The 26,178-nt window shown below is 64.9% G+C and carries 23 protein-coding genes, 1 tRNA gene and 1 pseudogene; 20 read left to right on the top strand and 5 right to left on the bottom strand.

The window, feature by feature from the left end:
• The first annotated feature begins 120 nt into the window (after window positions 1-120).
• From E3O28_RS15655 to der, 7 genes are read left to right on the top strand one after another with little or no spacing between them, the layout of a single operon-like run.
• Window positions 121-1,008, top strand: coding sequence for a ParA family protein (locus tag E3O28_RS15655; protein WP_233191344.1), 888 nt, complete (start codon window positions 121-123; stop codon window positions 1,006-1,008).
• Window positions 992-1,801 carry a ScpA family protein gene (locus E3O28_RS15650; RefSeq protein WP_134416735.1) on the top strand — a complete coding sequence of 270 codons (810 nt, stop codon included), beginning with the start codon at window positions 992-994 and terminating at the stop codon, window positions 1,799-1,801. Before E3O28_RS15655 ends, E3O28_RS15650 begins: the two co-directional genes overlap by 17 nt.
• Before the next feature lie 25 nt (window positions 1,802-1,826).
• Entirely contained in the window at window positions 1,827-2,450 is a 624-nt protein-coding gene (locus E3O28_RS15645) for an SMC-Scp complex subunit ScpB (RefSeq protein ID WP_134416733.1), read from the top strand.
• Window positions 2,447-3,244 (top strand): pseudouridine synthase, encoded by a 798-nt coding sequence (locus E3O28_RS15640; RefSeq protein ID WP_104100394.1) that lies wholly within the window; start codon window positions 2,447-2,449, stop codon window positions 3,242-3,244. Before E3O28_RS15645 ends, E3O28_RS15640 begins: the two co-directional genes overlap by 4 nt.
• A gap of 19 nt (window positions 3,245-3,263) precedes the next feature.
• Window positions 3,264-4,346 (top strand): prephenate dehydrogenase, encoded by a 1,083-nt coding sequence (locus tag E3O28_RS15635; RefSeq protein ID WP_134416731.1) that lies wholly within the window; start codon window positions 3,264-3,266, stop codon window positions 4,344-4,346.
• A gap of 2 nt (window positions 4,347-4,348) precedes the next feature.
• A complete protein-coding gene (cmk, locus tag E3O28_RS15630) occupies window positions 4,349-5,035 on the top strand; it encodes a (d)CMP kinase (RefSeq protein WP_134416729.1) in 687 nt (228 codons plus the stop codon).
• Window positions 5,032-6,549: a ribosome biogenesis GTPase Der gene (der, locus tag E3O28_RS15625; RefSeq protein WP_104100397.1), complete on the top strand. Its 1,518-nt coding sequence runs from the start codon at window positions 5,032-5,034 to the stop codon at window positions 6,547-6,549. Before cmk ends, der begins: the two co-directional genes overlap by 4 nt.
• 38 nt (window positions 6,550-6,587) lie before the next feature.
• Here der and E3O28_RS15620 read toward each other — a convergent pair whose 3' ends face one another.
• On the bottom strand, window positions 6,588-7,088 hold the full coding sequence (locus tag E3O28_RS15620) for a hypothetical protein (RefSeq protein ID WP_134416727.1): 501 nt from the start codon (window positions 7,086-7,088) through the stop codon (window positions 6,588-6,590).
• Between the two features lie 174 nt (window positions 7,089-7,262).
• Between E3O28_RS15620 and E3O28_RS15615 the strand changes: the two genes are divergently transcribed.
• From E3O28_RS15615 to E3O28_RS17140, 5 genes are all read left to right on the top strand, one after another.
• Window positions 7,263-7,339, top strand: a tRNA-Pro gene (locus E3O28_RS15615).
• Between the two features lie 177 nt (window positions 7,340-7,516).
• The gene (locus E3O28_RS15610; protein WP_241973164.1) at window positions 7,517-7,780 is read left to right on the top strand and encodes a helix-turn-helix domain-containing protein; all 264 of its coding nucleotides are present in this window, start codon (window positions 7,517-7,519) and stop codon (window positions 7,778-7,780) included.
• 21 nt (window positions 7,781-7,801) lie between these two features.
• On the top strand, window positions 7,802-8,974 hold the full coding sequence (locus tag E3O28_RS15605; protein ID WP_241973163.1) for a site-specific integrase: 1,173 nt from the start codon (window positions 7,802-7,804) through the stop codon (window positions 8,972-8,974).
• A 315-nt stretch (window positions 8,975-9,289) separates the two neighbouring features.
• Window positions 9,290-10,195, top strand: a complete 906-nt coding sequence (locus tag E3O28_RS15600; RefSeq protein ID WP_134416723.1) for a pentapeptide repeat-containing protein — start codon at window positions 9,290-9,292, stop codon at window positions 10,193-10,195.
• 455 nt (window positions 10,196-10,650) lie between these two features.
• Entirely contained in the window at window positions 10,651-10,869 is a 219-nt protein-coding gene (locus tag E3O28_RS17140) for a tyrosine-type recombinase/integrase (protein ID WP_233194054.1), read from the top strand.
• Window positions 10,870-11,465: 596 nt separating this feature from the next.
• Here the strand turns inward: E3O28_RS17140 and E3O28_RS15590 are convergent.
• The 3 genes from E3O28_RS15590 to E3O28_RS17280 form a co-directional block, all read right to left on the bottom strand.
• A complete protein-coding gene (locus tag E3O28_RS15590; RefSeq protein WP_198411456.1) occupies window positions 11,466-13,190 on the bottom strand; it encodes a formate--tetrahydrofolate ligase in 1,725 nt (574 codons plus the stop codon).
• Window positions 13,191-13,427: 237 nt separating this feature from the next.
• Window positions 13,428-15,329, bottom strand: coding sequence for an ABC transporter ATP-binding protein (locus tag E3O28_RS15585; protein ID WP_104100417.1), 1,902 nt, complete (start codon window positions 15,327-15,329; stop codon window positions 13,428-13,430).
• A gap of 31 nt (window positions 15,330-15,360) precedes the next feature.
• Window positions 15,361-15,486, bottom strand: coding sequence for a hypothetical protein (locus E3O28_RS17280; protein ID WP_255408687.1), 126 nt, complete (start codon window positions 15,484-15,486; stop codon window positions 15,361-15,363).
• Window positions 15,487-15,659: 173 nt separating this feature from the next.
• Here E3O28_RS17280 and E3O28_RS15580 point away from each other — a divergent pair, with 173 nt between their 5' ends.
• The 8 genes and pseudogenes from E3O28_RS15580 (at window position 15,660) to E3O28_RS15545 (ending at window position 25,142) form a co-directional block, all read left to right on the top strand.
• Window positions 15,660-16,304 carry a helix-turn-helix domain-containing protein gene (locus tag E3O28_RS15580; RefSeq protein ID WP_104194499.1) on the top strand — a complete coding sequence of 215 codons (645 nt, stop codon included), beginning with the start codon at window positions 15,660-15,662 and terminating at the stop codon, window positions 16,302-16,304.
• Entirely contained in the window at window positions 16,301-17,029 is a 729-nt protein-coding gene (locus E3O28_RS15575) for a hypothetical protein (protein ID WP_134416721.1), read from the top strand. Before E3O28_RS15580 ends, E3O28_RS15575 begins: the two co-directional genes overlap by 4 nt.
• Before the next feature lie 81 nt (window positions 17,030-17,110).
• Window positions 17,111-17,254 (top strand): annotated as a pseudogene (locus E3O28_RS17275) (FAD-dependent oxidoreductase); the annotation flags it as partial.
• A gap of 128 nt (window positions 17,255-17,382) precedes the next feature.
• Window positions 17,383-18,633 (top strand): ROK family transcriptional regulator, encoded by a 1,251-nt coding sequence (locus E3O28_RS15565; RefSeq protein ID WP_233191339.1) that lies wholly within the window; start codon window positions 17,383-17,385, stop codon window positions 18,631-18,633.
• A gap of 164 nt (window positions 18,634-18,797) precedes the next feature.
• Window positions 18,798-20,168, top strand: coding sequence for an extracellular solute-binding protein (locus E3O28_RS15560; protein WP_104100420.1), 1,371 nt, complete (start codon window positions 18,798-18,800; stop codon window positions 20,166-20,168).
• A gap of 159 nt (window positions 20,169-20,327) precedes the next feature.
• Complete coding sequence (locus tag E3O28_RS15555; protein ID WP_104100476.1) at window positions 20,328-21,173, top strand: sugar ABC transporter permease; 846 nt, start codon at window positions 20,328-20,330, stop codon at window positions 21,171-21,173.
• A 3-nt stretch (window positions 21,174-21,176) separates the two neighbouring features.
• The gene (locus tag E3O28_RS15550) at window positions 21,177-22,061 is read left to right on the top strand and encodes a carbohydrate ABC transporter permease (RefSeq protein ID WP_134341891.1); all 885 of its coding nucleotides are present in this window, start codon (window positions 21,177-21,179) and stop codon (window positions 22,059-22,061) included.
• Window positions 22,062-22,115: 54 nt separating this feature from the next.
• Entirely contained in the window at window positions 22,116-25,142 is a 3,027-nt protein-coding gene (locus E3O28_RS15545; RefSeq protein WP_134416719.1) for a glycoside hydrolase family 38 C-terminal domain-containing protein, read from the top strand.
• A gap of 272 nt (window positions 25,143-25,414) precedes the next feature.
• On the opposite strand, the gene E3O28_RS15540 is transcribed toward E3O28_RS15545, so the two are convergent.
• Window positions 25,415-26,149, bottom strand: a complete 735-nt coding sequence (locus E3O28_RS15540; RefSeq protein WP_134416717.1) for a hypothetical protein — start codon at window positions 26,147-26,149, stop codon at window positions 25,415-25,417.
• Between the last annotated feature and the right edge of the window lie 29 nt (window positions 26,150-26,178).

The following is a 26,178-nucleotide window of genomic DNA, read 5'->3' as shown; positions in this document are numbered from 1 at the left end:
CGAGACACGCCGGATTCACGCGGCAGACCTGCGGTTTTCGGCGATCCGTGCCGCAACATGCCCGATCCGATCGCTACAGTGGGGACAGTGACAGGTGTGAGACGGATCGAGGGCATCTCAGTGGCGCGCAAGCAGGATGACCGGACACGACTTTCCGGTTTAGACGAGGTACCGGTCGGTGCGACCGGTCGACCCAAGCGCGACTTCGATGAACCCGCGGTTCTGCCCAGTCATGGCCCGGCGCGCATCATTTCGCTGTGCAACCAGAAGGGCGGCGTCGGCAAGACGACGACCACCATCAACTTGGGTGCCGCCCTCGCCGGCTACGGCCGCCGCGTGCTGGCCATCGACTTCGACCCGCAAGGCGCCCTCTCCGCCGGTCTCGGTGTGCCCACCCACGACGTCACCACCATCTACGACCTGCTGCTGAGCGGCTCGGTCAGCCCGCACGACGCCATCCAGAAGACGTCGGTGCACAACCTCGACATCATCCCGGCCAACATCGACCTGTCCGCCGCGGAGGTGCACCTCGTCAACGAGGTCGCCCGCGAGCAGATCCTGGCCCGCGTGCTGCGCAAGATCTCCGGCGACTACGACGTCATCCTGATCGACTGCCAGCCGTCGCTGGGTATCCTCACCGTCAACGCGCTCACGGCCAGCCACGGTGTGCTCATTCCGCTCGAGTGCGAGTTTTTCGCCCTCCGCGGTGTGGCGCTCCTGATCGAGACCATCGACAAGGTGCGTGACCGGCTCAACCCGGCCATCGAACTCGACGGCATCCTGGCGACCATGTTCGACTCCCGCACCCTGCACTCCCGTGAGGTGCTCGAGAGGGTCGTCGACGCGTTCGGCGACAGTGTGCTCGAGACGGTCATCGGCCGCACGGTCAAGTTCCCCGACGCGAGCGTCGCCGGCGTCCCGATCACCGAATTCGCACCCGAGCACGCGGCCGCCAAGGCCTACAAGCAGGCGGCGCGGGAACTGATCCAGCGTGGCGCCGTCGCCTGACGCAGACGCACCGAAGTCGTTTTCGGTGGCCCTCGGCAACTTCGAGGGTCCGTTCGATCTGCTCCTGTCCCTGATCGGCAAGCACGAACTCGACATCACCGAGATCTCCCTGAGCCGGGTCACCGACGAGTTCATCGCCTACCTGCGCGGCCTCGACCAGGACGAAGAGCTCGACCAGGCCACCGAATTCCTGGTGGTCGCGGCCACCCTGCTCGACCTCAAGGTCGTCGGGCTGCTGCCGCAGGGTGAGCTTGTCGACGCCGAAGACGTGGCTCTGCTCGAGGCCCGCGACCTGCTGTTCGCCCGGCTACTGCAGTACCGGGCCTTCAAGAGCGCGAGCGCCTGGTTCCAGGGCCGGCTCGACGCCGAGTCCACCCGGCACGTGCGGGCGGTGCGGCTGGAGGAGAAATTCCGCCGCCAGACTCCCGAGCTGGTCTGGACTCTCTCCCTCGGCGACTTCGCCGCCCTGGCCGCCCTCGCACTCACCCCGCGGGTTCTGCCCGGCGTGGGGCTCGACCACCTGCACGCGCCGCTGGTCAGCATCCGTGAACAGGCGGCCTACGTGGTACGGATGCTGCGCGCCGTCGACACGCTCACGTTCCGCGAGCTGATCGTGAGCGCCGAGGTGAAGGGCGTCGTGATCGCCCGTTTCCTGGCCGTGCTCGAGCTGTACCGCCTCGACGCCATCTCTTTCGACCAGCTCGTGCCGCTCGGCGACCTCAGCCTGCACTGGAGTGCCGAGACCTGGACCGATGACACCCTCGCCAACCTCGGAGCCGACTATGAGCAGTGACACGACTATGAGCAGTGACACGACTATGAGCAGTGAAACCGCCCCCGCAGCAGAGAACGCAGAGAACACAGAAAGCACAGAGGGCACGGATGCCCCGCGCCCCCCGCTCGAGCGCACCCTCGAGGCCATCCTGATGGTCGCCGACGAACCGCAGGGGCTGCTGCAGCTCGCCGCGGCCGTCGACGCCACGCTGGGCGAGGTGCGCGCATCCGTCGCCCGGCTCGTGGCCGACTTCGACGGCCTCGCCGGCACCGTGCGCCGCGGCTTCGAGCTGCGCGAGGTGGCCGGCGGCTGGCGCATCTACGTGCGGCCCGAGCACGATGTGACCGTGGCCGACTTCGTGGTCACCCAGAACCCGAGCCGGCTTTCGCAGGCGGCCCTGGAGACCCTCGCCGTGATCGCCTACAAGCAACCGATCAGCCGCGGGGCTGTAGCCTCGATTCGTGCCGTTAATGTGGATTCGGTCGTGCGCACACTGCTCGGCCGCGGTCTGATCACCGAAGCGTTCACCGACAGTGAGACCGGTGCGATCAATTACGGCACCACAGACCTTCTGCTAGCCCAGCTCGGAATCAACTCGCTCGACGAGTTGCCATACCTATCGCCGTTGCTCAATGACGGCGCGAACGGATTTGAGGAATTGCCATGACAACCGACAACCAGGGGATTCAGGGGACACCCACCAATCTCGAGGCCGCCGCCGACGGCGTGCGCCTGCAGAAGGTCATGGCCTCCGCGGGCGTCGCGTCCCGACGGGTCTCCGAGGAGATGATCGCCGCCGGCCGCGTGCGCGTGAACGGCAAGGTCGTCACCGAGCTGGGCCGCCGGATCCACCCCGATTCCGACCTGATCATGGTCGACAACGTCGCCGTGCAGCTGGACACCAGCCGCCGCTACGTGATGCTGAACAAGCCCGTCGGCGTCGTCTCGTCGATGCAGGACGAGAGTGGACGCCCCGACCTGCGCGAGTTCACCGACCAGTTCGAGGAGCGCCTGTTCAACGTGGGCCGCCTCGACGCGATGACGAGCGGCCTGCTGATCCTGACCAACGACGGCGATCTCGCGCACGTGCTCGCGCATCCGTCGTTCGGGGTCTTGAAGACCTACATCGCCAAGGTCGAGGGCCGCGTGTCGGCGCAGACCATCCAGCTGCTGCAGAGCGGCATCGAACTCGACGACGGGCCCATCTCCGCCGACAAGGCGCGCATCCTGACCAGCCCTCCCGGCGACGGCTTCAGCCTGGTCGAGCTCACCCTGCACTCCGGCCGCAACCGCATCGTGCGCCGCATGATGGAGTCCGTCGGCCACCCCGTCGTCGACCTCGTGCGCCGCCAGTTCGGCCCGCTGCACCTCGGCACACTGCGCGTGGGCGCCGTGCGCGACCTGACCAAGGTCGAACTCGGGCAGCTGCTCACCGTGTCGCGGGCCGAAACCAAGATCTAGGCCCAGGTCAGGAGTTCCAGTGGTTGAATCTCGCCTGATCGGGCCCGTGCGCGTCGTGGGCACCGGCCTGCTCGGCACCAGCATCGGCCTGGGCCTCCGCGCGCGCGGCATCGATGTCATCCTCGCCGACGCGTCGCCGACCAACCTCAGCATCGCCGTCGACTACGGCGCCGGCCGCGCCGCCACTTTCGGCGACCTGCCGCAGCTGATCGTGGTGTGCGTGCCGCCCGACGTGACGGCCGAGATCGTCGCGCGCGAACTGGCCGCCCACCCGCAGGCGATCGTGACGGATGTCGCAAGCGTCAAGCTCGCCCCGCTGCAGGAGCTCCGCGCACTGGGGGCCGACGTGTCCCGCTACATCGGCGGTCACCCGATGGCCGGCCGAGAACGCGGGGGACCCCTCGCCGGCCGCGCCGACCTCTTCGTCGGGCGCCCCTGGGTGGTGGCCGCGCACGACGCGATCAGCTACCAGCAGGCCACCGCGATCGACGACTTGATCCTCGACCTCGGCGCGATCCTGGTCGAGATGAGCCCCGAGGAGCACGACAGTGCGGTGGCGCTCATTTCCCATGTGCCGCAGGTTGTCTCCACGATCATGGCGCGCCGGTTGACGGATGCCGCCGGCTCGGCCCTGAACCTCGCCGGCCAGGGTCTGCGCGACGTGACCCGCGTCGCGGCCAGCGACCCCGAGCTGTGGGTGCAGATCCTCGGCGCGAACGCCGAACCCGTGCGGGACATCCTGCTGGCCTACCGCGACGACCTCGACCGCTTCATCGACGCCTTGGAAGCCCCCGCCGCACCGGGCGCGCGCCGCAAGGTGGCCGAGGAACTCGCCGGCGGCAACGCCGGGGTGGCCCGCCTGCCCGGCAAGCACGGCCAGGACCGCCGCTTCGTGTCGCTGAGCGTGATGGTCGACGACACCCCCGGGCAGCTTGCCCGACTCCTCAACGAGGTCGGCGAGGTCGGGGTCAACCTCGAAGACCTCCGCCTCGAGCACTCACCGGGCGCCCAACTGGGCCTGGCCGAAATTTCTGTACTCCCTGAGGCCGTTGGTCGCCTCACCGAAGAGCTGGCCGCCCGCGGCTGGCGGATTGCTGGTTAATCATGGGTCGTCACTCAAGCCCCCACATCGTCGCCATCGACGGGCCGGCCGGCAGCGGCAAGTCCAGCGTCAGCCGCGCCGCCGCCAGGCGCATCGGCTTCGACTACCTCGACACGGGCGCCGCGTACCGGGCCTTCGCCTGGTTCGTCAGCGACCGGGGCATCGACCCGGAGCACACCGACGCCGTCGTGGCCGCCCTGGGCGACTTCGACTACTCCATCGGCATCGCCCCCGACGAGCACGTCGTTCGGGTCGGCCGGGCGGATGTCACCGACGCGATCCGCGACCCCGCCGTCTCCGCCATCGTCAGCTCCGTGGCCCGCATCCCGGAGGTGCGCACGCACCTGACGGAGCTGTTTCGCGCCATCGCGGCAAGCTCCAAGCGCACCGGAATCGTGATCGAGGGCCGGGACATCACCACCGTGGTCGCTCCCACCGCCGAGATCCGCATACTGCTCACGGCTTCCGAGGAGGCTAGAATGACTAGGCGCTCTGCGGAAATATCGACCCAATCGACTGACACCGTGGCGGAACAGCTGCGATCCAGGGATCACGCTGACTCACAGGTTGTCGAATTCATGAGCGCCGCAGACGGTGTGACCACCGTCGACTCCACCCATCTCGACTTCGAACAGACCATTGACGCGGTCCTCGACGTCATCAATACCTACCGCGAGGCCATCGCATGACCAACAACAACGACTTCGACGACACGATCCCCGACCCCGACACCGAACTGGTGACGCGCCTGGACGATCTCGACGACGACCTGGTGACGCAGCGCGCCGCCGCCCTCCGCACCGGATTGAACGAGTACGACCTCGCGGACGAGGACTTCGACGTTCTTGACACGGTGACGGAAGACCCCGACGCCATCCAATACCTGCCGGCCCTGCCGGTCATCGCCATCGTCGGCCGCCCGAACGTGGGCAAGTCCGCGCTCGTGAACCGCATCCTCGGCCGCCGTGAGGCCGTCGTGGAGGACACCCCCGGGGTGACCCGCGACCGCGTCACCTACAAGGGTGAATGGCACGAACGCCGCTTCAGCCTCGTCGACACCGGCGGCTGGGAGCCCGACGCCAAGGGCATCGACGCATCCGTCGCCGCGCAGGCCGAGCTGGCCATCGAACTTTGCGACGTCGTCATGTTCGTCGTCGACGCCAACGTGGGACCGACCTCCACCGACGAGGCCGTCGTGCGCCTGCTGCGCAAGGCCGGCAAGCCCGTCTTCCTCGTCGCCAACAAGGTCGACGACATCCGCCAGGAGCCGGAGGCCGCGAGCCTCTGGGCGCTCGGCCTCGGCCAGCCCTGGCCTGTCTCGGCCCTGCACGGCCGCGGCGTCGCCGACCTGCTCGACGCGATCCTCGAGGAACTCCCCGAGATCTCCGCCGTCGCCAAGCAGGAAGTCGGCGGACCGCGCCGCGTCGCGATCCTCGGCCGACCGAACGTGGGCAAGTCGAGCCTTCTGAACAAGGTCGTCGGCGAGGAGCGCGTTGTCGTCAACGAGCTCGCCGGCACCACGCGCGACCCCGTCGACGAGCAGGTTGAGCTCGGCGGCAGGGTGTGGCGCTTTGTCGACACGGCCGGCATCCGTCGTCGCGTGCACCTCTCGCAGGGCGCCGACTTCTACGCCTCACTGCGCACCAGCGCCGCCCTCGAAAAGGCCGAGGTGGCCGTGGTCCTGATCGACGTGACCGAGGTGATCAGCGAGCAGGACGTGCGCGTGATCGACCTGGTGCTCGAATCCGGTCGCGCCCTCGTGCTGGCCTTCAACAAGTGGGACCAGATCGATGACGACCGTCGTCGCTACCTGGAACGTGAGATCGAGCAGGACCTGGCGCACGTTTCCTGGGCGCCGCGGGTAAACATCTCGGCCAAAACCGGCCGCCACATGGAGAAGCTCGTTCCGGCCCTCGAGACCGCTCTCGAAGCCTGGGACACCCGCATCGCCACCGGCAAGTTCAACGCGTTCCTCGCCGAGCTGGCCGCGTCGCACCCGCACCCCGTGCGCAGCGGCAAGCAGCCCCGCATCCTGTTCGGCACCCAGGCGTCGAGCCGCCCGCCGACCTTCGTCATCTTCACCACCGGGTTCCTCGACCCGGGCTACCGTCGCTACATCCAGCGTCGTCTGCGCGAGGTCTATGGCTTCGAGGGAAGCCCGATCAACATCAGCATGCGCGTGCGCGAGAAGCGCAAGCGCTAGCCACTCCGCGCGTCACAAGGCCCCGTCCGGGAGATGTCTCATCTCCCGGTCGGGGCCTTTTCGGTCGTCTGAACCACCAGCTCCATTACGACCCATCCTTTCCGCACCCGCGCCGCGGGCCTGGGCGACAGCCGCGCACAGCAGCGCCGCCGCAACTCCGCGCCGCCGATTCCGACCCGCACCACGAAGCATGTGACCGGCCACACGGATGCGTCGTCAGGCTTCTGCCGTTTGCCCACGGTGACCACCGTCGCCCGTTGCAGCCGCGAATACGCCGGCTTCGGCTCAACCGCGCACCAACCGACCGGCTCTCCGTCGAGAAACGCGATGACGCCCGGCCCGGGCGCGCTGGCCTGCACCTGCTCCCGCAGCATCCCGGCGCACGCTTGCGCTGTAGCGTTCTGGAACTCCCGGTTCGGTAGCTTGAAGTACTGGCACCAGCATCGTGCCGCGTCGTCGCGGGTGGCGAACACCTGGCTCACGTCTTCCCGCAGCACGGATGCGGCGGCTTCGATCCTGATCTCGCTGTCTGCCGGCATGCGCTCACGCTCCGCCCGCGCCGTCGCTGTGCCACTGCATCGGTCGCCCGTGCTCGGTTCAGCACCGCGACTTTCCCTCCACGGCCCAGACGGTGCGCGAGTGGTTCCCAGACGCGGTAAGATATTCAAGTTGTCTCCTGCTGGTTCTGTTCGCTGGAATCGTTGCAGGAGCGGCGGGCTGTGGCGCAGCTTGGTAGCGCACTTGACTGGGGGTCAAGGGGTCGCAGGTTCAAATCCTGTCAGCCCGACCAAATGTCCCGGAAACTCAAGGGTTTCCGGGACTTTTTTGGTTAGAGATTTGACTACCCCATCACAAACCCATCTTTTACTCCTTTCCGGAGCCGTTGAAACGGCCTTCCCATCCGAGGCGCCGACGTCGTTTTCGGTCCATCCCAATATTCCGGGATTGCGGTGCGCACCTTCTGGGTATGAGCATCCACAACGAATACCCAACCTCCTCCGATATCCCCTCTACCGACGCGTGGGGTCTGGAACCCTTGATGGACATCAACGAGCTGGCGTCCTACTTGGGCATACCGATCTCCACGGTCTACGACTGGCGTGTGCACGGCAAAGGCCCCACGGCCTACCGGTTCGGCAAACACCTGAAGTTCGCCATCTCCGACGTGCGGGCCTGGATTGCCGAGCAGCGGGAGCCGTCCAGCCCGCCGCGGCGCACCGATCGGCGGTGAGCTGAAGTGTCGCGGCCACGGTTGACGATCAGCACCTTCGGGGACATCACCATCCGGGTGGCGCCGTCCGGCCGATTCGAGGCTCGGACCCGCTACCGGGACTGGGACGGTCAGACACGCCAGGTTCAGGCCACCGGCGACACCGCCCGGGCTGCTGAGCGATCGCTGAAGAGCAAGCTCACGACGAGATACCTGCAGCAGCCGACGAACACGTCGCTGACGCCGGACAGCTCGTTCGAGGACTTGGCGACGTACTGGCTCGAGGACATCGATATGGAAAATCGAATCTCGAGAACGACCCGGAATCTGTACGAGCGCAACATGCGCACGCTCGTGCTCCCCGTGTTCCGCAGTCTCACGCTGCGGGAGATAGGTGTCGCTCGTTGCGATCACTTCATCAAGCAGCTGGCGAAGCTCTCCCACAGCCGGGCCAAGCAAGGTCGTGTCGTTCTACGGCTGGCGCTTGAGTTGGCAGTTCGTCATGAGATTCTCCCTAGCAATCCGATGGATCACGTGTCCCGCCTGTACCGCGAGCCGCATCTCCCCGATGCGCTCACGGCCCCCGAGGTGAACGTGATCCGCGCGGCGATCGCCCAGTGGGAGAGCGCCGCCGATCACATCTCCGGCCCCAAGCCCGACGGGCAACTGGGTGCGATCATCGAGGTCATGCTCGGCACCTCAGCCCGAATCGGCGAGGTGCTGGCCATCCGCCGCCGGGACATCGACATCACCAGCGCCATACCGTCCATACGCCTGGCCGGCACCATTATCAGCCGCAACGGCGAACAGACCTTCCGGCAGGACCACCCCAAAACCGCCAAGTCGCGTCGCGTTGTGGCACTGCCCACGTTCACCGCCGACGCGGTTCGCCGGCGTCTTGCCAATGCCGGGAGCATGGGCCTGGATGAACTGCTGTTCCAATCCCGGGACGGCACACCGCTGGCCACCGCGAACGTGCGTCGACAATTGCGTCACGTGCTCGGGGGAGCAGGAATCGAGGGCGTTACCCCGCACATGTTCCGCCGCACGGTTGCGATCGCGGTCAACGCCAACGCCAACATCGAACTCGCCGCAGAGCTGCTTGGCCACACGGACACGAAGATCACGGTGCAGCACTACATCCAACGGAGCGAGCTGGTGAACCCGGCGACCGCGGCTCTCCTCGACAGAGCATTCGCAAAAGACGAGGACTAAACGCGGTGCTGCCACCGGGGCGGCTCCCTCTCATCTGGGGTTCTGCGTGCCTCATGCTCGAGTTCGTCATCGCACGGGTGGGACGCCCGGAACTGGATGCGGAGCCGAGCTGATCGAGGTCGTACCGATGGACCAAATCAAGACGCGTCAGCGCGATCTGACTTGGGGGTGGATGTCGTCGCTTGAAGAGTACGACCCATCGCGCACCTGTGCATGCGCTTGTATATTCGAGCGCAACTTGGTATCAGTTGCATCAATGATGCCGGCTTCGATTTATCGGCGACTTCAAAGAGTCGCCGGGCGACGTGAGAGGGCATGGTGGCGGTGGTGAAGCGGATGCTGAAAGCCGATGATTCGAAGTGGTGGGTGAGGGATCTTGTTATAGCCTTCATGGTAGCAATTTTGGTTGGCGGCCTGTCGCTACTGGGGCAGAAATTGATTGACGACGAACGAGCATTGCGGGATGCGCGGGTCGAGAACCTTCGCTTCATTAGGGATATTTCTGTCTCGGCCACGTTGGCTGAAACCAGGGCGGCGGCCGACGTTGTCGACGAAGAAGCCGCGGCAGACGATTTCGAGGCACGGAGGTATACGCCCCTCAGCGGGCTCGACCTGCAGGATCAGAACCTGGCCGGGCTAACCCTTCCGCGAGCCGATTTATCCCGTTCGATGTTGTCCGGCGTGGACTTCACAAGCGCAGATCTAACCGACGCCGACCTGAGCAATACGACGATGACCTCCGCCCGCATCGTCAGTGCGACGATGCCAGAGGCAGACATTAACTATGCAAATCTCGACGACGCCGAACTGACTAGCAGCAACTTTCGCAAGGCGCAGTTCAACCTAACCTCAGCCCGCAGCTTGAATCGAGGCCTCGAGTCTTATTCGAAAAATGACTTCTCCGGCGCACAGTTCCTGGGATCGGACTTCACCGGCTCTGATTTGTCCCAGTCGGACTTCACGGCCGCTTTTTTTGATGGGACGGTTATGCGAGAGGTCAACTTGCGCGGAGCGATCTTCGCCGGCGCGCTCGTAAGGGATGTAGACCTGACTGGTTCGAATCTTGATGATGTCGATTTCAGTACCGTCGATTTCCAGGGGGTCGTGCAGCTAACGGGCGTTTGTTGGACCGAGACGACCCGATGGCCTGAAGGATCGGAGCTGCCGCCGGGCAAAGTCGACAGCTGCGATCCGCTGGCGGGGAACGCGTGGCGGCCTTAACTCTTGCGCCCTTTTGTCTCGCCCGAAGGCCAACCAGCAGCCCTCGCATTGGGCTGCTGCGCGAGAAGGTGATAGCACCTTCTGGCGATGAAAAGAACACTATCTCGCCATGGACAGCGGGGATATTCGGGAAGAGCTGAGTCCAGAAGCCGGCCACGAGCACTGCGGCAGAAGGCGACGCCGCGTCGGGCGCAGGGACGTCGATATCACGAGCGCCGTACCGTCCATCCGCCTCGCCGGGACGATTGTCAGTCGCAACGGTGAGCTGACCTTCCTGCAGGACCACCCCAAACGGCCAAATCCCGTCGCGTCGTGGCATTGCCCACGTTCACCGCCGACGCCGTTCGCCGACCGCTCGCCAAAGTCGGCAGCATGGGTCTGGATGAATTGCTGTTCCAGTCCCGGGGACGGGCACCCCGCTGACCACAGCGAACGTGCGTCGTCAGTTGTGTCACGTGCTCGGGGGAGCAGGAATCGAGGGCGTTACCCCGCACATGTTCCGCCGCACGGTTGCGACTGCGGTCAACGCCAACGCCAGCATTGAACTCGCCGCAGAGCTGCTCGGCCACATGGACACGAAGATCACGGTGGAGCACTACATTCAGCGGAGCGAGCTAATGAACCCGGCGACCGCGGCTCTCCTCGACCGGGCGTTCGCAAAAGACCAGGAATAGACAGATGTCGCGAGCAGCGAGCGTCCCGTGCATAGCCGTGTGGCGCAGGCAGGTAATCATGGCCGGACTCGGTCCTTTTGTGCGGAACAGATTCGATCGAGCAGTGGTCATTGACCTGCGCTGACGAATGTGGCAGGCGCGCATGGAAGAAAGTGAGTCGTCAATCGACGGCTCCATTGTCTTCCCGTAAGAAGAACCTTCAACGTACGATGCGGTCTCGTTGGTCCAGATTGCCGGAGATCGTGGCGTGCTGCTCCTAGTCTTGCGGCATGTCGACACAGCCGCGAGAAGCAAAGAATTGCCTTCGGTCCATGCGGAATTAATTTGGCCGATACAGTCTGCATCTCTTCTGGACGATGCCGCTCGCCTTTGGTTCCGGGTGTGTGGCGGCCCGCTTGGTCGGCTTCGACGGGTGCCTCGGTGACCTTGGTGGGTTCGCGTCGTCGAGAGCCTGGGCCGCGGCAAACGTGGAACTCGGCGCAGGGATTCTCATGATCGCGGCTGTGGGGCTCACGCCGTGACTTGGATAGTTCTGGCTGCGACCGAGCGCCGGCCTTGGAACCTCCGTCCTCCGGGTGCCCGGCCGGGTCCGCCGATCAGGACAACCCGACGATCTCGCCGTTGTCGTCGATGTCGATGCGTTCGGCTGCCGGTGCGGACGAGAGACCAGGCATGGTGCGCATGTCGCCGCAGATGGGATAGATGAACCCGGCCCCGATCGACGCACGCACCTCACGCACCGGCAGTCGCCACCCGGTGGGTGCTCCCTTGATTTTGGGGTCGGCCGACAGGGACAGGTGTGTCTTGGCGATGCACACCGGCAGGCTGCCGAAGCCTGCCCGCTCGTACTTGTCGAGTTGCCGAGCTGCCAGAGGCGAGAGGTCCAAGCCGTCGGCGCCGTACATCTCGCGCGCGATCACATCGATCTTATCGACCAAGGGAAGTTCGTCGGGATAGAGCCGGTGGAAGCCCGACGGTTCAGCGCAGGCCTCCGCAACCGCCTCGGCCAGCTCGACCGCACCCCTGCCGCCTTCGGTGAAGTGGTAGCTGATCGCCGCGCGCACACCTTCCTCTGCCGCGACGTCCATGATCGCTTGATGCTCACTGTCGTAGTCGGTGGGAAATGCGTTCACCGCAATGACCGGCGTCACTCCGTGCCGTCGGATGTTGGCGATCTGCCGGCGCAGGTTCGCTGCCCCGGCGATGACATCGTCGGGATTCTCGGCGAGCATCTCCGGTGGCAGCGGTCGGCCGGCGACGACCCGGTACTTGTTTGAGTGAGTTTTCAGGTCACGCACGGTCGCGACGATGACGGCGGCATCCGGTGCCAGCCCGGAGGCACGGCACTTGATATTGAAGAACTTTTCCGCGCCGATGTCTGCACCGAACCCCGCCTCGGTGATGAGGTAGTCGCCGGCATGGATGCCGATCAGATCGGCGACGACCGAGGAGTTACCGGTGGCGATGTTCCCGAACGGACCGCTGTGGACGAGCACTGGCGTCTGCTCCACGGTCTGCATCAGGTTCGGCTTGATGGCGTCCTTGAGTATCGCGGTCATGGCGCCGGCCGCCTTGAGCATCTCGGCGGTCACCGGTTCGCCGCCGCGGTTGTAGCCGACGACGATTCTTCCCATCCGTTCACGGAGATCCCGCAACGACGTGCACAGCGACAACAACGCCATCACCTCGCTGGCTGCGGAGATGTCGAAACCGGATTGGAACGGATTGCCGTCGTCAGGACCGCCGAGCCCGGTGATGATGGTGCGCAGCTCGCGATCGTTGACGTCGAGGACACGTCGCCAGGTGATCTCATGGGGGTCGAACCCGAGACGGTTTCCCTTGTGGATGTGGTTGCCGATCATCGCCGACAATAGATTGTGGGCCGCGGTAACGGCGTGCGTGTCGCCGGTCAGGTGCAGGTTCAGTGCCTCCATCGGGACCACCTGAGCGTAGCCGCCACCAGCGGCTCCGCCCTTGATGCCGAACGTCGGCCCCATCGACGGCTGCCGTATCGCGACGATCCCGAGCTTGTCGATGTGCCGGAAGCCCTGACCGAGCCCGACCGCGGTGGTCGTCTTGCCCGACCCGAGTGGAGTCGGCGTGATTGCGGTGACGACGACATACTTGGCCCGTGGACGGTCACGGAGCTCATCGATCGCATCGAGGGAGATCTTCGACGCTGCACTTCCGTGCGGTTCCAGCAGGTGTGGACCGATGCCCATGTCGGCTGCAACCTCTTCAAGCGGGCGACGGGCCGCAGCGCGCGAGATAGCGAGATCCGACGGCATGGCCGTGGTGATTGATCGAGATGGCTTGAACATGGTGCCTCCTCAGCGCCTCAGCGCCTCTGGGGCCTGGTGACCCAAGCGCACTGTCAGGCCACGGGCTCGTGCCGGCGTGGCGTGGAGCAGTTCGAATGGGGCGTGCGGTACTGCCCCGGGTCCAGTTGACTCGTTGGAGCTCGTCAGAGTCAATCAAGTCGTCATCAGTCCCCATTAAACGAAACGTGATGAGACGACTTTCCGAGGCGCTCGGGGCAGGGGTACCGAGCCCAGCGACTAGGTCCGGCTCAGTGCTTCCTCATCGGCCGCATCATTCTTCTGCACGGCGAATTGGGTCCGGTGCAATTCCTCGTAACGCCCACCCACAGCCAGCAGTTCCTCGTGCGTACCGCGCTCCACGATCGAGCCGTCCTCAACCACGAGGATCAGGTCTGCGCTGCGGATGGTGGAGAGGCGGTGTGCGATCACCATCGCCGTCCTTCCCTCGAGCGCCTCGCTGAGCGCCGCCTGCACGGCGGCCTCAGACGTCGAGTCCAGCGCCGCCGTCGCCTCGTCGAGGATGACGACGCGCGGCTGGGCGAGCAGGAGCCTCGCGATGGTCATCCGCTGGCGCTCGCCCCCGGACAGTCGGTAGCCGCGCTCACCGACCATGGTGTCCAGCTGGTCCGGCAGGGACCGGATGAGCGGCTCGAGCCGCGCACGGCGGACGGCGTCCCACACCTCGTCGTCGGACGCCTCCGGTCTCGCGAGGCGCAGATTGGAGAGGATGGTCTCGTGGAACAGGTGGCCGTCCTGCGTCACCATGCCCAGGGTGTGCCGCATGGAGACGAAAGTGACATCGCGGACATCCGTCCCCGCGAGGCGCACGGCGCCGCTGTCGACGTCATACAGGCGCGAGAGGAGCTGCGCAATTGTGGACTTGCCGGCACCGGACGTACCAACGAGGGCAACGGTCTGCCCCGGCTCGATCCTGAAGGACACGCCGTGCAGCACCTCCTCGCCGCCTCGGGTGTCCAGCGTGGCAACCTCCTCGAGAGAGGCGAGGGAGACTTTGTCCGCGGACGGGTAGGCGAAGCGGACGTTGTCGAACTCGACGGCCACTGGGCCTTCGGGGACGGCGACGGCGTCGGGCTTCTCCTTGATGAGCGGGTCGAGGTCCAGCACCTCGAAGACGCGCTCGAAGCTGACCACCGCGCTCATGATCTCCACCCGTGCGTTTGCGAGGCTGGTGAGCGGCGCGTAGAGGCGGGTGAGGAGGAGCGCCAAGGTGACCACGTCACCGGTATTCAGCTGGCCGGCGAGTGCGAGGAAGCCGCCGAGCCCATAGACGAGCGCGAGGGCGAGAGCGGAGACGAGCATCAGGGCGGTGAAGAAGACGAACTGCAGCATCGCGGTCCGGACCCCGATGTCGCGGACGCGGGCGGCGCGGACGCGGAACTCCTCGGCCTCCTCGTCGGGCCGACCGAACAGCTTGACGAGGGTGGCGCCGGGCGCCGAGAAGCGCTCGGTCATCTGCGTGCTCATGGCGGAATTGTGATCGGCGGCCTCGCGGCGCAGCGCGGCGAGGCGGCTGCCCATGCGGCGGGCGGGTACCAGGAAGATGGGGAGCATGATCACGGCGAGAACCGTCACGAGCCAGGACGTGCTGAGCATGACGATCAGGGTGAGGATCAGCGCCACGAGGTTCGTAACCACGCCGGACAGCGTGCCGCTGAAGGCCTGCTGGGCGCCGATCACATCGTTGTTGAGGCGGCTCACGAGGGCGCCCGTCCGCGTGCGGGTGAAGAACGCGATCGGCATCTTCTGCACGTGGTTGAAGACGGAGGTGCGGAGGTCCAAAATCACGCCTTCGCCGATCCGCGCCGAGTACCAGCGCGTCACGAGTGACACGGCGGCGTCGGCCACGGCCACGAGGGCGATGACGACGGCGAGCCAAACGATCGTGGTGACCTCGCCCTGGGCGACGATGACGTCGACCACCTGGCCGGCGAGTACCGGCGTCGCGACCGCGAGGAAAGCTCCCACGATAGAGAGGGCGATGAAGATCAGCAGCTTGGACCGGTAGGGCACCGCGAACGTCATGATCCGCCGCACGGACTCACGGGAGAAGCCGCGCTTGCCGTCCCTGGCGGTCGAGATCTTGTGCAGCGAGCTCCAGGCCGCGCCTTCCATGCTCATTGAGGTTCCTTCCGTGGGTACCAAACTCAGTTTAGATGGCGACTTGCCCGAGCTTGGCGACGCTGCTGCCGAGGTGACGCGCGGTGCGCCGGTCAGCGTCATGGACCGCGTCGGGTCCGCGGTCATTCCACGACTGTGCGCCGGTTCCCCCCGTCATGACCCAGAAACCTCGTGTGACAGGACTGCACAGGGGCTTGGCGGACCAGGGCGCGACGGAGGTGGTCGCGCTGCGGGGCCGTCAGTTGGGCCGTCCCTCATCTGGACGAGCTTGACACATTCATTTGGTGCTGTCGCTTGTCACAAGGGTTTCAGCGGTTGTACCCTTGTGACATGTTGAGTGTAAAAGAGTACGCCGCCCGCCAGGACATCTCTGTCGCGCGCGTGCACCAGCTGATCCGCGAGGGCAAGGTCGATGCCGAGAAGATCGGCTCAAGCTGGGGAATCGACGAGTCGGAGCTCCGTCGACAGCCTCCGCTCTCCCGCCCGCTGAGCCCGGCCAACTCATGGTCGCTCATCGCTCTGCTGTCGGGCGTCGAACCCGAGAACATGGAGGCGAAGGCTCGCTGGCTCCTGAACCGCAAGTGCGCTGCCCTGGCAGAAAGCAATGCGCCGGCCCTCCTCCTTGCCAGCTGGCTCCGGAATCGCGCACCGGTCCGTGCCTTGCACGCGAACGCCGATGATCTCGGTGACCTCCGCAGCGACAAGCGAATAGTCCTCTCCGGAATCAGTGACGACCGCGCGGGGCTTAGCAGCGAACATGAGGTTGAAGCGTATGTTGACCCCGAGATCGCCCAGCAGCTCATCAACGAGTACCTGTTGGTGAAGGCGAAGAATGCGAATGTCTGGCTCCACCTGGCTCGTGTCCAAGCTGACGCCGACGGGCGAGCGCCGCTGGGCCTTGTCCTCGCTGACCTCGCCGACCACGCCGGGCCACGCGAAAGTCAGCGGATCAAGGAACTGCTGAGCAACCGATGACCGTCATCGACATGCCGGTACTCGGTCAGAGGTCCTCGCTGGCTTGGCACGCCCTTTTCGACCTATCCGAGAAGGTGCCGAATAACTGGTGCCTGGTTGGCGGCCAGATGGTGCACCTCTGGTGCGTCGAACGCGACACCACGCCGAATCGGCCGACCGACGACGCGGATGCTGTTTTGGATGTGCGCGCGCAGCCGACCATCCTCCATCAGGTCACCAAGGCCCTCGTTGACATCGGATTCGAGTCCGCCGGTGAAAGCCCAGAAGGCCATCAGCACCGGTGGACCCGCGGCGATGCCACCATCGACCTCCTCATCGCAGAGCACGTCCGTGGGAAGGCCGCAGCACGACGAGGAGTCACAGGCGGCACCACCCTGGAAGCCCGAGGATCCAACCAAGGAATCGACCGAGCCGAGCTGGTCACCGTCAACCATGACGGGCGCCAGGCCCAGATCTGGCGGCCGAACCTGCTCGGAGCACTCGTCCTCAAAGCTGCCGCATTCACCGCACCGCTTGACCAGGGCGTCAAGCGGCATCTCATAGATTTCGCCGTCCTCCGCACCCTGGTCACCCGTGGAGACCAGCTGGCCGTGCAGATGAGCAAGCGGGACCGCCAGCTGCTCGGTAACGCGATCGGGGCCATCCGCATAGATGGGACAATCATCCCCGTCATCGACGGGGCTGACCTCGGAATCGAACGGCTGACCATCGCGCTGAACGCGTAGCAGCGAGGCCGGTGGCCGGATGGCAGACTCAGACGCTTCGGCCATGGCGTTGTCGTAACTGTCGCCCGTGGAGCTGGCCTTGCTGGGTTGAGCGCTGCCCGGGACCTGATGAACGCCGGGTCGGATGTTGTTGTGTTGGAGGCTCGCGCGCGGCCCGGCGGGCGGGTCGAGCAAACCAGGACTGCCGCTGGCCGCGTCGTGCAACTCGGCGGCCAGTGGCGGCATCCAGATGGCCCCCTACGGCCAGCTACTAACATCGAGTTCATGCCGACCAATAGAGACTGCGCTCTGCTCAACAAGGCTGAGAAGCTTCTCGTCATCGAAGATCTGCGTCGACGCGTTAACGTCGTGACATGAGCGACCAGAAGGACGTGACGGCGCGTCGGGGTACGAACCTCCCGGCGATGGCCGATTTCAATCAGTCGGTTATTCTCGACGCCATCCGTCGATCCGCCACCGGCCTGAGTCGCGTCGAGCTCGTGACTTCTACCGGGCTTTCTCCCCAGACCATTTCAAACATCACCAGGCGCCTGCTTGACAGCGGGTTCATCGAGGAAGCCGGCAAGGCGGGCACGGGGCCCGGTAAACCCCGCACGATGTTGCGGCTCAATCCCGGCGGGCGCTACGCGCTCGGAGTTCACGTCGATCCGACGGTCGTGACCTTCGTAATGCTTGATCTCACCGGCAGCGTCGTGAGACGGTCGAGTTTTCCGACCCCAGCGGTGATGGACCCGACCCTCATCATCGAACGGATCGTCGAGGCGCTCGAGCAGCTAATCGACGACTCAGGAGTGCCGCGGGAACGGATCGGCGGGGTAGGCATTGCGGCCCCCGGGCCGATCGACAATGTGCTGGGTACGGTGGTCGACCCGCCGCACCTGGTCGGATGGCATCGGGTTCCGCTGCGGGACGCGCTCCAGTCGGGCGTCGGGCTTCCCTCGATCCTCGACAAGGACGTAACCGCGTCGGCGATCGCCGAGATGTGGGCCGGTGGGGAATCCGGATTGGGCAGCTTTGCCTTCTTCTACCTTGGCACCGGCATCGGGGTCGGTCTCGTAATGCACGACGAAGTAGTCCGGGGAAGCTCCGGAAACGCAGGAGAGGTCGGGCACATCGTCACCGATCCAGCAGGCCCGAAGTGCTTGTGTGGGTTGCGCGGGTGCATCGCTGTGACCTGTACGCCCCAGGCACTCGTCCAGGAAGCAGAGCGCTTGGGCGTCCTCGACGATGCTTGGGGCGCCAACGACACTCGCACTGTCGATTCGCGGTTCACGGAGCTGTGTGCGGCCGCTGAGGCGGGCAACGCGACCGCGATCGAGATCGTGGAGCGCTCAGCCGTACGGATGTCGAAAGCGGTGGCTATCATCGCGAACCTACTCGACGTCGATCGCGTGGTACTCGGCGGCCCGTTCTGGGCACGCCTTTCAGGATATTACCTCCGCAGGATCCCCGAGTTGCTCGAAGAGCTCCGCGCCACGCGAAGCATCCACCGAATCTCAGTGGCGGGATCAACGGTGGGGGAGGACGTAGGGGCGATTGGGGCAGCCTGCCTGGTGCTGGATCGCGCACTCGCTCCGAATCCCAGAGCGCTCCTTCTGTCCTGAGCGAGTGCGGAACTCGGCAAGACACGCCCGGTCAAACCTTGATGCTGGTTTATCTAATCGATGTACTATTAAATCGAGGCACGGCAGCGAGGCATCCTTTTCTCTCCAGTGCGTCGGCACCACATTCCGCATGACCATCTGTACTTGGAGCAAAGGGGAGCACCATGAAGAAAAGAGCAGCAATCGCCCTATCTGCATTCGCGATCGGCGGACTGGTAGCACTCACCGGATGCACGGCCGGATCGGCGCCATCCGAGGGCGAAGACAAGGTCCTCAAGGTCGCCTACATCAAGACCGACGCCTTCACCGCTCTCGACACGCTTTTCACAACCGCCAAGGCGGACTTCGAGGCCGCCAACGAGGGCGTGACCGTCGAATTGCAGCCCATCGCAGCAACAGATGACGACTACAAAACCAAACTCGCCCTCTCACAGCGCTCGGCCGAGACCGCACCGGACATCTTCTACGAAGACACCAATGCGTTGCGAGCGGACGCGGATGCCGGGTACCTCCTCAACCTGGATGAGTACGTCTCCGAGTGGGAGGACTGGGACCAGTTCACCGACGCCGCCAAGGTGGCAGGCGAGGGCGACGACGGAAGCATCTATGCCGTCTCCCTCGGTACCGATACTCGTGCGATCTGGTACAGCAAGCCCGTCTTCGAGGCGGCCGAAATCGCTCTCCCTTGGGAGCCGAAGAGCTGGGACGACGTCATGGAGGCCGCACGCCAGATCAAGGCGAGCAGTCCTGACGTCGTGCCGTTCAACTTCTACGCTGGAACAGGCACCGGCGAGGGCTCGAACATGCAGGGCTTCTACCAACTCCTCTATGGCACCGAACTCGGGGGAGATTCGCTCTACGACTCGGAAACCTCGAAGTGGGTCACTGGCTCGCAGGGGTTCATCGACTCCCTCACCTTCGTCGACGAGCTCTACTCCGAGGAACTCGCTCTGACTCCGGCACAGGCGCTCGATCCCAACATCTGGAAGAGCATCTTCGGGGAAATGTTCCCAAACGCGACTCTCGGCGCAACGATCGAGGGCTCCTACACGCCTTCGTTCTGGCAGACCGGTGGCTCTTACGAGTGGCCCGAGTACGTCGACGACATGGGCGCAACGGTGTTCCCGACCCAGAACGGCCAGAAGCCGGGCGGCGTTAGCATGTCAGGCGGCTGGACACTCGCAGTCGGAGCTAAAACTGCCGACCCGCAGCTTGCCTTCGACTTCATGGCGATGGCGCTGAGCAAGGACAATGCACTCGCATACGACAACGAGAACTCACAGATTGCCGTTCGCAAGGATGTCGCCGCCGACGAGAGCTACATTGCCGCCAACCCCTTCGTCCAGACCGTCACCGACATCGTCGAGGTGACGAACTTCCGTCCGGCGACGGCTGACTACAACCAGATCTCAGCCGAGGTCCAGAAGGCCAACGAGGCAGTCATCACCGACAAGGCAACTCCCGAGGAAGCGGCCGCAGCCTACGACAAGGCAATCGAAGAGATCGTCGGTGCCGAGGGCGTCATCCAGAAGTAGCAGTACCGAGACACCCAGGTGCGCGCCCACAGATAAAACGGGAACAGGAACACAGTGACTGCAGAAGTGCTCGCACCGCAGGACACACACGTGCGGCGGCCGGAACCGAACTCGGGTTCCCGCCGCCGCCGGGTGCGCGGAATTGTCAAGGCCGTGCGGATGATCCCGCTCGTGCCGGCGATTCTCATCATGATCACGTTTCTCGCCGGACCGATCATCTGGTCGGTTTACGGGTCGTTCACGAATGCGTCGCTCACCGGTGTCAACGCGAGCAACCCCCAGTGGATCGGCTTCGACAACTACGTCAAGCTCGTCAACGATCCCGTTTTTCCCCTCTCGCTCTGGCTGACCGCGATCTTCACTTTCGGCTCCGCTGTGATCTCACAGAACATCCTTGGCCTTGGTCTCGCGCTTCTCATGCAGAAGGCCAATAAGAAGGTAACCGCTTCCGTCGGCACGATCATCGTCGCCGCGTGGATCCTGCCCGAGATCGTCGCCGCCTTCGTCTGCTACGCCTACTTCAGTGCTGACGGCACCCTCAACCAGATTTTGGCGAACTTCGGTATGACCGGCCCCAACTGGCTGTATAGCTTCCCCATGTTCGCGATCATCCTGGCGAACCTGTGGCGTGGCACGGCGTTCTCGATGATGGTCTACCAGGCCGCCCTCAACGACGTACCGCCGGAGATTACCGAGGCGGCAATGATCGACGGAGCCGGCGGCTCCAAGCGCCTCTTTCTCGTGACCATTCCCATGATCAAGAACACGATCGTGACGAACACCATGCTCATCAGCTTGCTCACATTGTCGGTCTTCACCCTCATCTACGTGATGACCGCGGGAGGGCCCGGCAACGACAGCACAACGTTGCCGATCCTCGCTTACAAAGAGGCATTCCGATTCAGCAACATCGGCTATGGCACAGCCATCGCCACCGTCATGCTCATCATCGGCGCGATCTTCTCCGTCGTCTACATTCGGGCACTGCGTCCGCAGAAGGATTAGCCGATGTCAGTCATCGCCGCACCGCCCGAGGCCCGGAAGTCCGATCGGCCCGTCTCGGTAGCCTCCCCCAAGAAGAGCGTGATCGGGTTCCTCGCCAATGCCGTTCTCGTCCTGATCGGCGCCTGTTTTCTTCTTCCCCTGTGCTGGCTCATCTTCGCGTCCGTCGACAACAAGGCCACCTACCAGACCAAGTTTCCTGAAGAGTTCTCGCTGGACAACTTCGCGGCTGTTCTCACTCCCGAACTCACGTTCCTTCCGCTGTGGAATAGCCTGATCATTTCCGTCGGTACGGCAGGTATCACGATCGTCGCCGCGCTGCTCGCGGCCTATCCGCTGTCCCGCTACCAGGCGAGATTCAACAAGCCGTTCATGTACGGGGTGCTGTTCGCGACCGGGCTGCCGATCACGGCAATCATGGTGCCGGTCTACAGCCTTTTCGTCCAGTTCAATCTGCTGGACTCGATCCCGGGCACGATCCTTTTCATGGCCGCTTCGTCTCTGCCGATCGCGATCTTCATGACCAAGAACTTCATGGATTCGGTGCCGATCACCCTCGAGGAAGCAGCTTGGATCGACGGCGCATCGGCGATGGGAGCCCTGCGCCTGATCGTGGTTCCCTTGATGAGACCGGGCATCGCCGTGGTCGGTATCTTCGTCTTCTTTCAGGCCTGGGGCAACTTCTTCGTGCCGTTCATCCTGCTCCTCTCGCCGAGCAAGCAACCCGCCGCGATCAGCATCTACAGCTTCTTCGGCCAGTACGGCGCGATCGCCTACGGACAACTCGCAGCGTTTTCGCTGGTCTATGCGGTGCCCGCCATCGTTCTGTACGTTCTCGTGTCCCGCGGCATCGGCGGCTCGTTCGCCCTCGCGGGCGCAGTCAAGGGATAACTCACCATCACGCCTCGCCGCGCGGCGAGGACCATCGCGGGCTAAGGAGCCACCATGCATGACAATCGAGTCCTCCTCGAAGCGCGAATCGAGCGCGTCATCCGGGAACGGATCAAGCCCGCCGTCTATCGCCGAACCGCCCCGCTGACAATCGCTTCCTGGACCGTCGATGACGAGCCGGTGCCTTTCGACGCGGCCATCGGGCAGAGCTACGAGCCTTTCGCCGTCGGCGGTGCGTGGGGCAAGCCCTGGGGTACCGTCTGGTTCCATCTCACTGGAGGTGTGCCCGCCGAGTGGGCCGAGGATGGCACCCGGGCTGAGGTCGTCGTCGACCTCGGGTTCTCCGCCACGCTCCCGGGCTTCCAGGCCGAGGGCACCGCCTACACGGCGGACGGCGTGATCATCAAAGCGATCGAACCCCTCAACAGCTACATCCCGGCGGGAAACGCTGGGGAGCCCGTCGACATCTACCTCGAGGCGGCCGCCAATCCGAATATCGCCGGTATTTTCACCTTTGGCGTTACCGAGCTCGGCGACAAGGCCACAGCGGGCGACTCGACCAGTTACGTTCTGCGTCGGCTCGAACTCGGACAACTTGACGTCGCCGTATGGGAGCTCCTGCAGGACACCTGGACCCTTATCGGCTTGATGAATGAGCTTCCGCACAGTCTTCCGCGACGGGCCGACATCCTGCACGCGCTCGGACGGATGGCCGATGCTCTCGATCCCGACAACGTTGCGGGCACGGCGGCGGCCGCCCGTGCGACGCTCGTCGGCGTGCTCGCCAGTCCCGCCTACGCGAGTGCCCACCGCCTTGCCGCCGTCGGTCACGCCCACATCGACTCCGCCTGGCTGTGGCCGGTGCGCGAGACCGTGCGCAAAGTCGCGCGAACCTTCTCGAACGTTCTGGCGCTCATGGACGAGGACCCGGACTTCACCTTCGCTGCCTCCTCGGCGCAGCAGTACGCGTGGCTGCAGGTTTACTATCCGGAACTGTTCGAGCGGGTGAAGAAGCAGGTGGCGGCGGGCCGATTCATTCCGGTCGGCGGGATGTGGGTCGAGTCCGACACGAATATGCCCGGCGGTGAAGCGCTCGCACGGCAATTCGTCGCCGGCAAGAAGTTCTTCATGGAGGAGCTCGGCGTCGAGCCGCTCGAGGTGTGGCTTCCGGATTCGTTCGGTTACACCGCATCTCTGCCGCAGATTGTGGCAGCGGCGGGATCTCGCTGGCTCCTCACGCAGAAGATGTCGTGGAACGAGACCAATCGGATGCCGCATCACACCTTCTGGTGGGAGGGCATCGACGGCACGAGAATCTTCACTCATTTCCCCCCAGTCGACACCTATAGCGCGGAAATCTCCGGTAAGGAGCTCGCCAAGGCGGAGCGGCAGTACGCCGAAAAGGGGGTCGGCACTACTTCGCTCCTGCCATTCGGGTGGGGCGACGGCGGTGGAGGCCCAACCCGCGAGATGCTGGCCGCTGCGGCCCGTACGCGTGACCTCGAGGGATCGCCACGCGTCACCATGACGACGCCGGAGCAGTTCTTCCAGAGCGCGCACCGCGAGTACATCGAGGCGCCGGTCTGGTCGGGGGAGATGTACCTCGAATTCCATCGCGGCACCTACACCTCCCAGGCCAAGACGAAGCGCGGCAATCGTCGCAGCGAACACCTGCTCCGAGAAGCAGAGCTTTGGGCCACTGCTGCGACAGTCCTTCGAGGTACGGAGTATCCGTACGACGCCCTCGACGACGTCTGGAAGACTGTGCTCCTACAGCAGTTCCACGACATCCTTCCCGGCACCTCGATCGCCTGGGTGCACCAGGAGGCTGAGCGCAACTACGCGGCCGTCGCGAAGACTCTGGGTGAACAGATCACCCGATCCCTCGAGGTCCTGGCCGGCAGCGGCAGTCATCCGCTCACATTCAACGCCGGACCGAACTCACGCGACGGCGTCCCGGGCCTCTCCGCCGCGACCGCGGCGAGGGCGGGTGCGGCCAAGGTCACCGAAAGCGGGGCCGGTTTGGTGATTGCCAATGACCGGGTGCGTGTCGTCATCGACGATCGGGGACTCATCGTGTCGATGCGCGACCTCGTCGCCGACCGAGAAGTCATCCCCGCCGGCGAGACTGCCAACCTGCTGCAGCTGTTCCGGGACACCCCGATCCAGTGGGACGCCTGGGACATCGACGAGACGTACAAGAACGTCGGGCGCGACTTGACCGAGGCTTCCAGCGTCGCTGTCACGGACGACGGATTCGGGGTGCGGGTCAACCGATCCTTTGGTTCCTCATCCGCGGTCCAGACCCTTCGACTCAACGGCGCGACCGGTGCCCTCGACATCCACACAGCGATCGACTGGCACGAGTCTCAGAAACTCCTGAAGCTCGCCTTCCCCCTCGCGATTCATGCCGACCGCGCAGCATCCGAAATGCAGTTCGGACATGTCTACCGGCCGACCCACGCGAACACCTCCTGGGACTCCGCCCGGTTCGAGACTGTTGCCCACCGCTGGGTTCACGTGGGCGAGCCGGGCTACGGTGTCGCCGTCGCCAACGACGCAAGCTACGGGCACGACATCCGCCGCGCCGCATTGCCTGGTGGCGGCACGAGCACCGTCGTACGCGTCTCCCTCCTGCGCGCGCCCCTCTTCCCCGACCCGGCCTCGGATCAGGGCCAGCAGGAATTCGTCGTCTCGCTGCGCGTCGGTGCCGAGATCGCGGATGCCGTCGACGAGGGTTATCGAGTTAATCTGCCCTTGCGCGAGGTAAGGGGAGCCGGCCCGGTGGCACCCCTGGTCGTCGTGACCAATCCGGCGATCGTCGTCGAGGCTGTAAAGCTCGCGGAGGACCGTTCCGGCGACGTGATCGTGCGGCTCTACGAGTCACTGGGCGCGCGTGCGCGCGGTGATCTGGCTCCGGGATTCGGCTGGTCGGACGTCACGGAGACCGACCTGCTCGAGCGGGAGACTGAGCCAAGCGCCGTGATCGGGCGCCCAGACCGAACCATCTCGCTTTCGCTCCGCCCGTTCCAGCTCGTCACACTGCGCCTTCACCGCACCACGACAGAGAATCTCGAATGATGACACCTCGGCTGACGAGACTGTCGGCGGTCCGGGAGTCGGCACCACACTAATCCTTTATCCAGCGGTCAGATTGAGGCTTAGCGCGGTGCCGTTCACGACCACACCCACCCAAGGCGTCGCCGCAGCCGCCGGCGGGCCACTGTGGCCGGCGACTGAAGGCCGGACTGGTCCATTCCGATGGGCATCGCGCAGAAGAGTCCCGCTAAGCGAAGTAACAGTGCTGATTGGTTCTCAGAGAACGTCAACGCGCTGACCCGTCCGCAACTCTGTCAATCATGCCCTCCGCCTCCACATCTGAACGACGTTGTCCGCGGCCTCTGCCTCGACCACAGCCCGTTCCCGTGCCCGTTCCGCAGCCTGACGTGCTCGGACTTTCCCTGCCACGTCGAGCAGGTCCACATCTGCTCACCGGTCATTGAGACGCCGCGGGCGCCGGTGCGCCGGGTCCGGCCGCGGATCAGCGCGTAGTGGGTGCGGAACACGGACGCCCCGATCGCAGCCTGGGCATCGTGGAAGAACACCACGTTGGATACCGGTGCACTGCCGTCGTCGAGTGAGAGGAGGACGACGCGTTTGCCGCTTCGCATTGGGGGTGTGTGGGTGGCGCGGCGTACTGCGGCGACGAGGGCTTCGGTGCCGCCCGGCAGGTTGACGAGTTCTGAGGCGGGGGTGACTCCGAGTTCTTTGAAGAGGGGGTAGAACCGGGTCATCTGGTGCTGGCTGACGGCGAGGCCGAGGTCACGGAGTTCCACGTCCGTTTGGGTGCGGCCGCGGAGGTCGAGGGCAGTGACCGACCGGTAGAAGTCAGGCAGCGGCAGGTCGATGTCGAAGGCGAGCTGGTCGGGGCAGAAGGGGAGGGCGCGGCTACCGAGGCCCTGGATGTGGGCAAGGAGGTCGCCGCGGCGGGCCCGGTCGTAACCGACAAGGCTGGGGTTCGCTTCGCCTTGCTCAATATTCACCAGTTGGCGGCGGCTGACGCCGGCTGCCGCATCGAAGTCATCCACCGTCCACTCACGTGCCAGGCGCCCCGGCG

The sequence above is a fragment of the Cryobacterium sp. TMT2-14 genome, from assembly GCF_004402465.1.
Classification (GTDB): Bacteria; Actinomycetota; Actinomycetes; order Actinomycetales; family Microbacteriaceae; genus Cryobacterium; species Cryobacterium sandaracinum.
This window is presented reverse-complemented; position numbering and strand designations above follow the sequence as displayed.

Coding starts and splice junctions, on each gene's coding strand:
- E3O28_RS15645 (WP_134416733.1), top strand. CDS start 1,827: ATGAGCAGTGAAACCGCCCCCGCAGCAGAGAACGCAGAGAACACAGAA.
- E3O28_RS15640 (WP_104100394.1), top strand. CDS start 2,447: ATGACAACCGACAACCAGGGGATTCAGGGGACACCCACCAATCTCGAG.
- cmk (WP_134416729.1), top strand. CDS start 4,349: ATGGGTCGTCACTCAAGCCCCCACATCGTCGCCATCGACGGGCCGGCC.
- der (WP_104100397.1), top strand. CDS start 5,032: ATGACCAACAACAACGACTTCGACGACACGATCCCCGACCCCGACACC.
- E3O28_RS15620 (WP_134416727.1), bottom strand. CDS start 7,088: ATGCCGGCAGACAGCGAGATCAGGATCGAAGCCGCCGCATCCGTGCTG.
- E3O28_RS15610 (WP_241973164.1), top strand. CDS start 7,517: ATGAGCATCCACAACGAATACCCAACCTCCTCCGATATCCCCTCTACC.
- E3O28_RS15600 (WP_134416723.1), top strand. CDS start 9,290: ATGGTGGCGGTGGTGAAGCGGATGCTGAAAGCCGATGATTCGAAGTGG.
- E3O28_RS15590 (WP_198411456.1), bottom strand. CDS start 13,190: ATGTTCAAGCCATCTCGATCAATCACCACGGCCATGCCGTCGGATCTC.
- E3O28_RS15585 (WP_104100417.1), bottom strand. CDS start 15,329: ATGAGCATGGAAGGCGCGGCCTGGAGCTCGCTGCACAAGATCTCGACC.
- E3O28_RS17280 (WP_255408687.1), bottom strand. CDS start 15,486: ATGACGGGGGGAACCGGCGCACAGTCGTGGAATGACCGCGGACCCGAC.
- E3O28_RS15580 (WP_104194499.1), top strand. CDS start 15,660: ATGTTGAGTGTAAAAGAGTACGCCGCCCGCCAGGACATCTCTGTCGCG.
- E3O28_RS15575 (WP_134416721.1), top strand. CDS start 16,301: ATGACCGTCATCGACATGCCGGTACTCGGTCAGAGGTCCTCGCTGGCT.
- E3O28_RS15565 (WP_233191339.1), top strand. CDS start 17,383: ATGAGCGACCAGAAGGACGTGACGGCGCGTCGGGGTACGAACCTCCCG.
- E3O28_RS15560 (WP_104100420.1), top strand. CDS start 18,798: ATGAAGAAAAGAGCAGCAATCGCCCTATCTGCATTCGCGATCGGCGGA.
- E3O28_RS15555 (WP_104100476.1), top strand. CDS start 20,328: ATGATCCCGCTCGTGCCGGCGATTCTCATCATGATCACGTTTCTCGCC.
- E3O28_RS15550 (WP_134341891.1), top strand. CDS start 21,177: ATGTCAGTCATCGCCGCACCGCCCGAGGCCCGGAAGTCCGATCGGCCC.
- E3O28_RS15545 (WP_134416719.1), top strand. CDS start 22,116: ATGCATGACAATCGAGTCCTCCTCGAAGCGCGAATCGAGCGCGTCATC.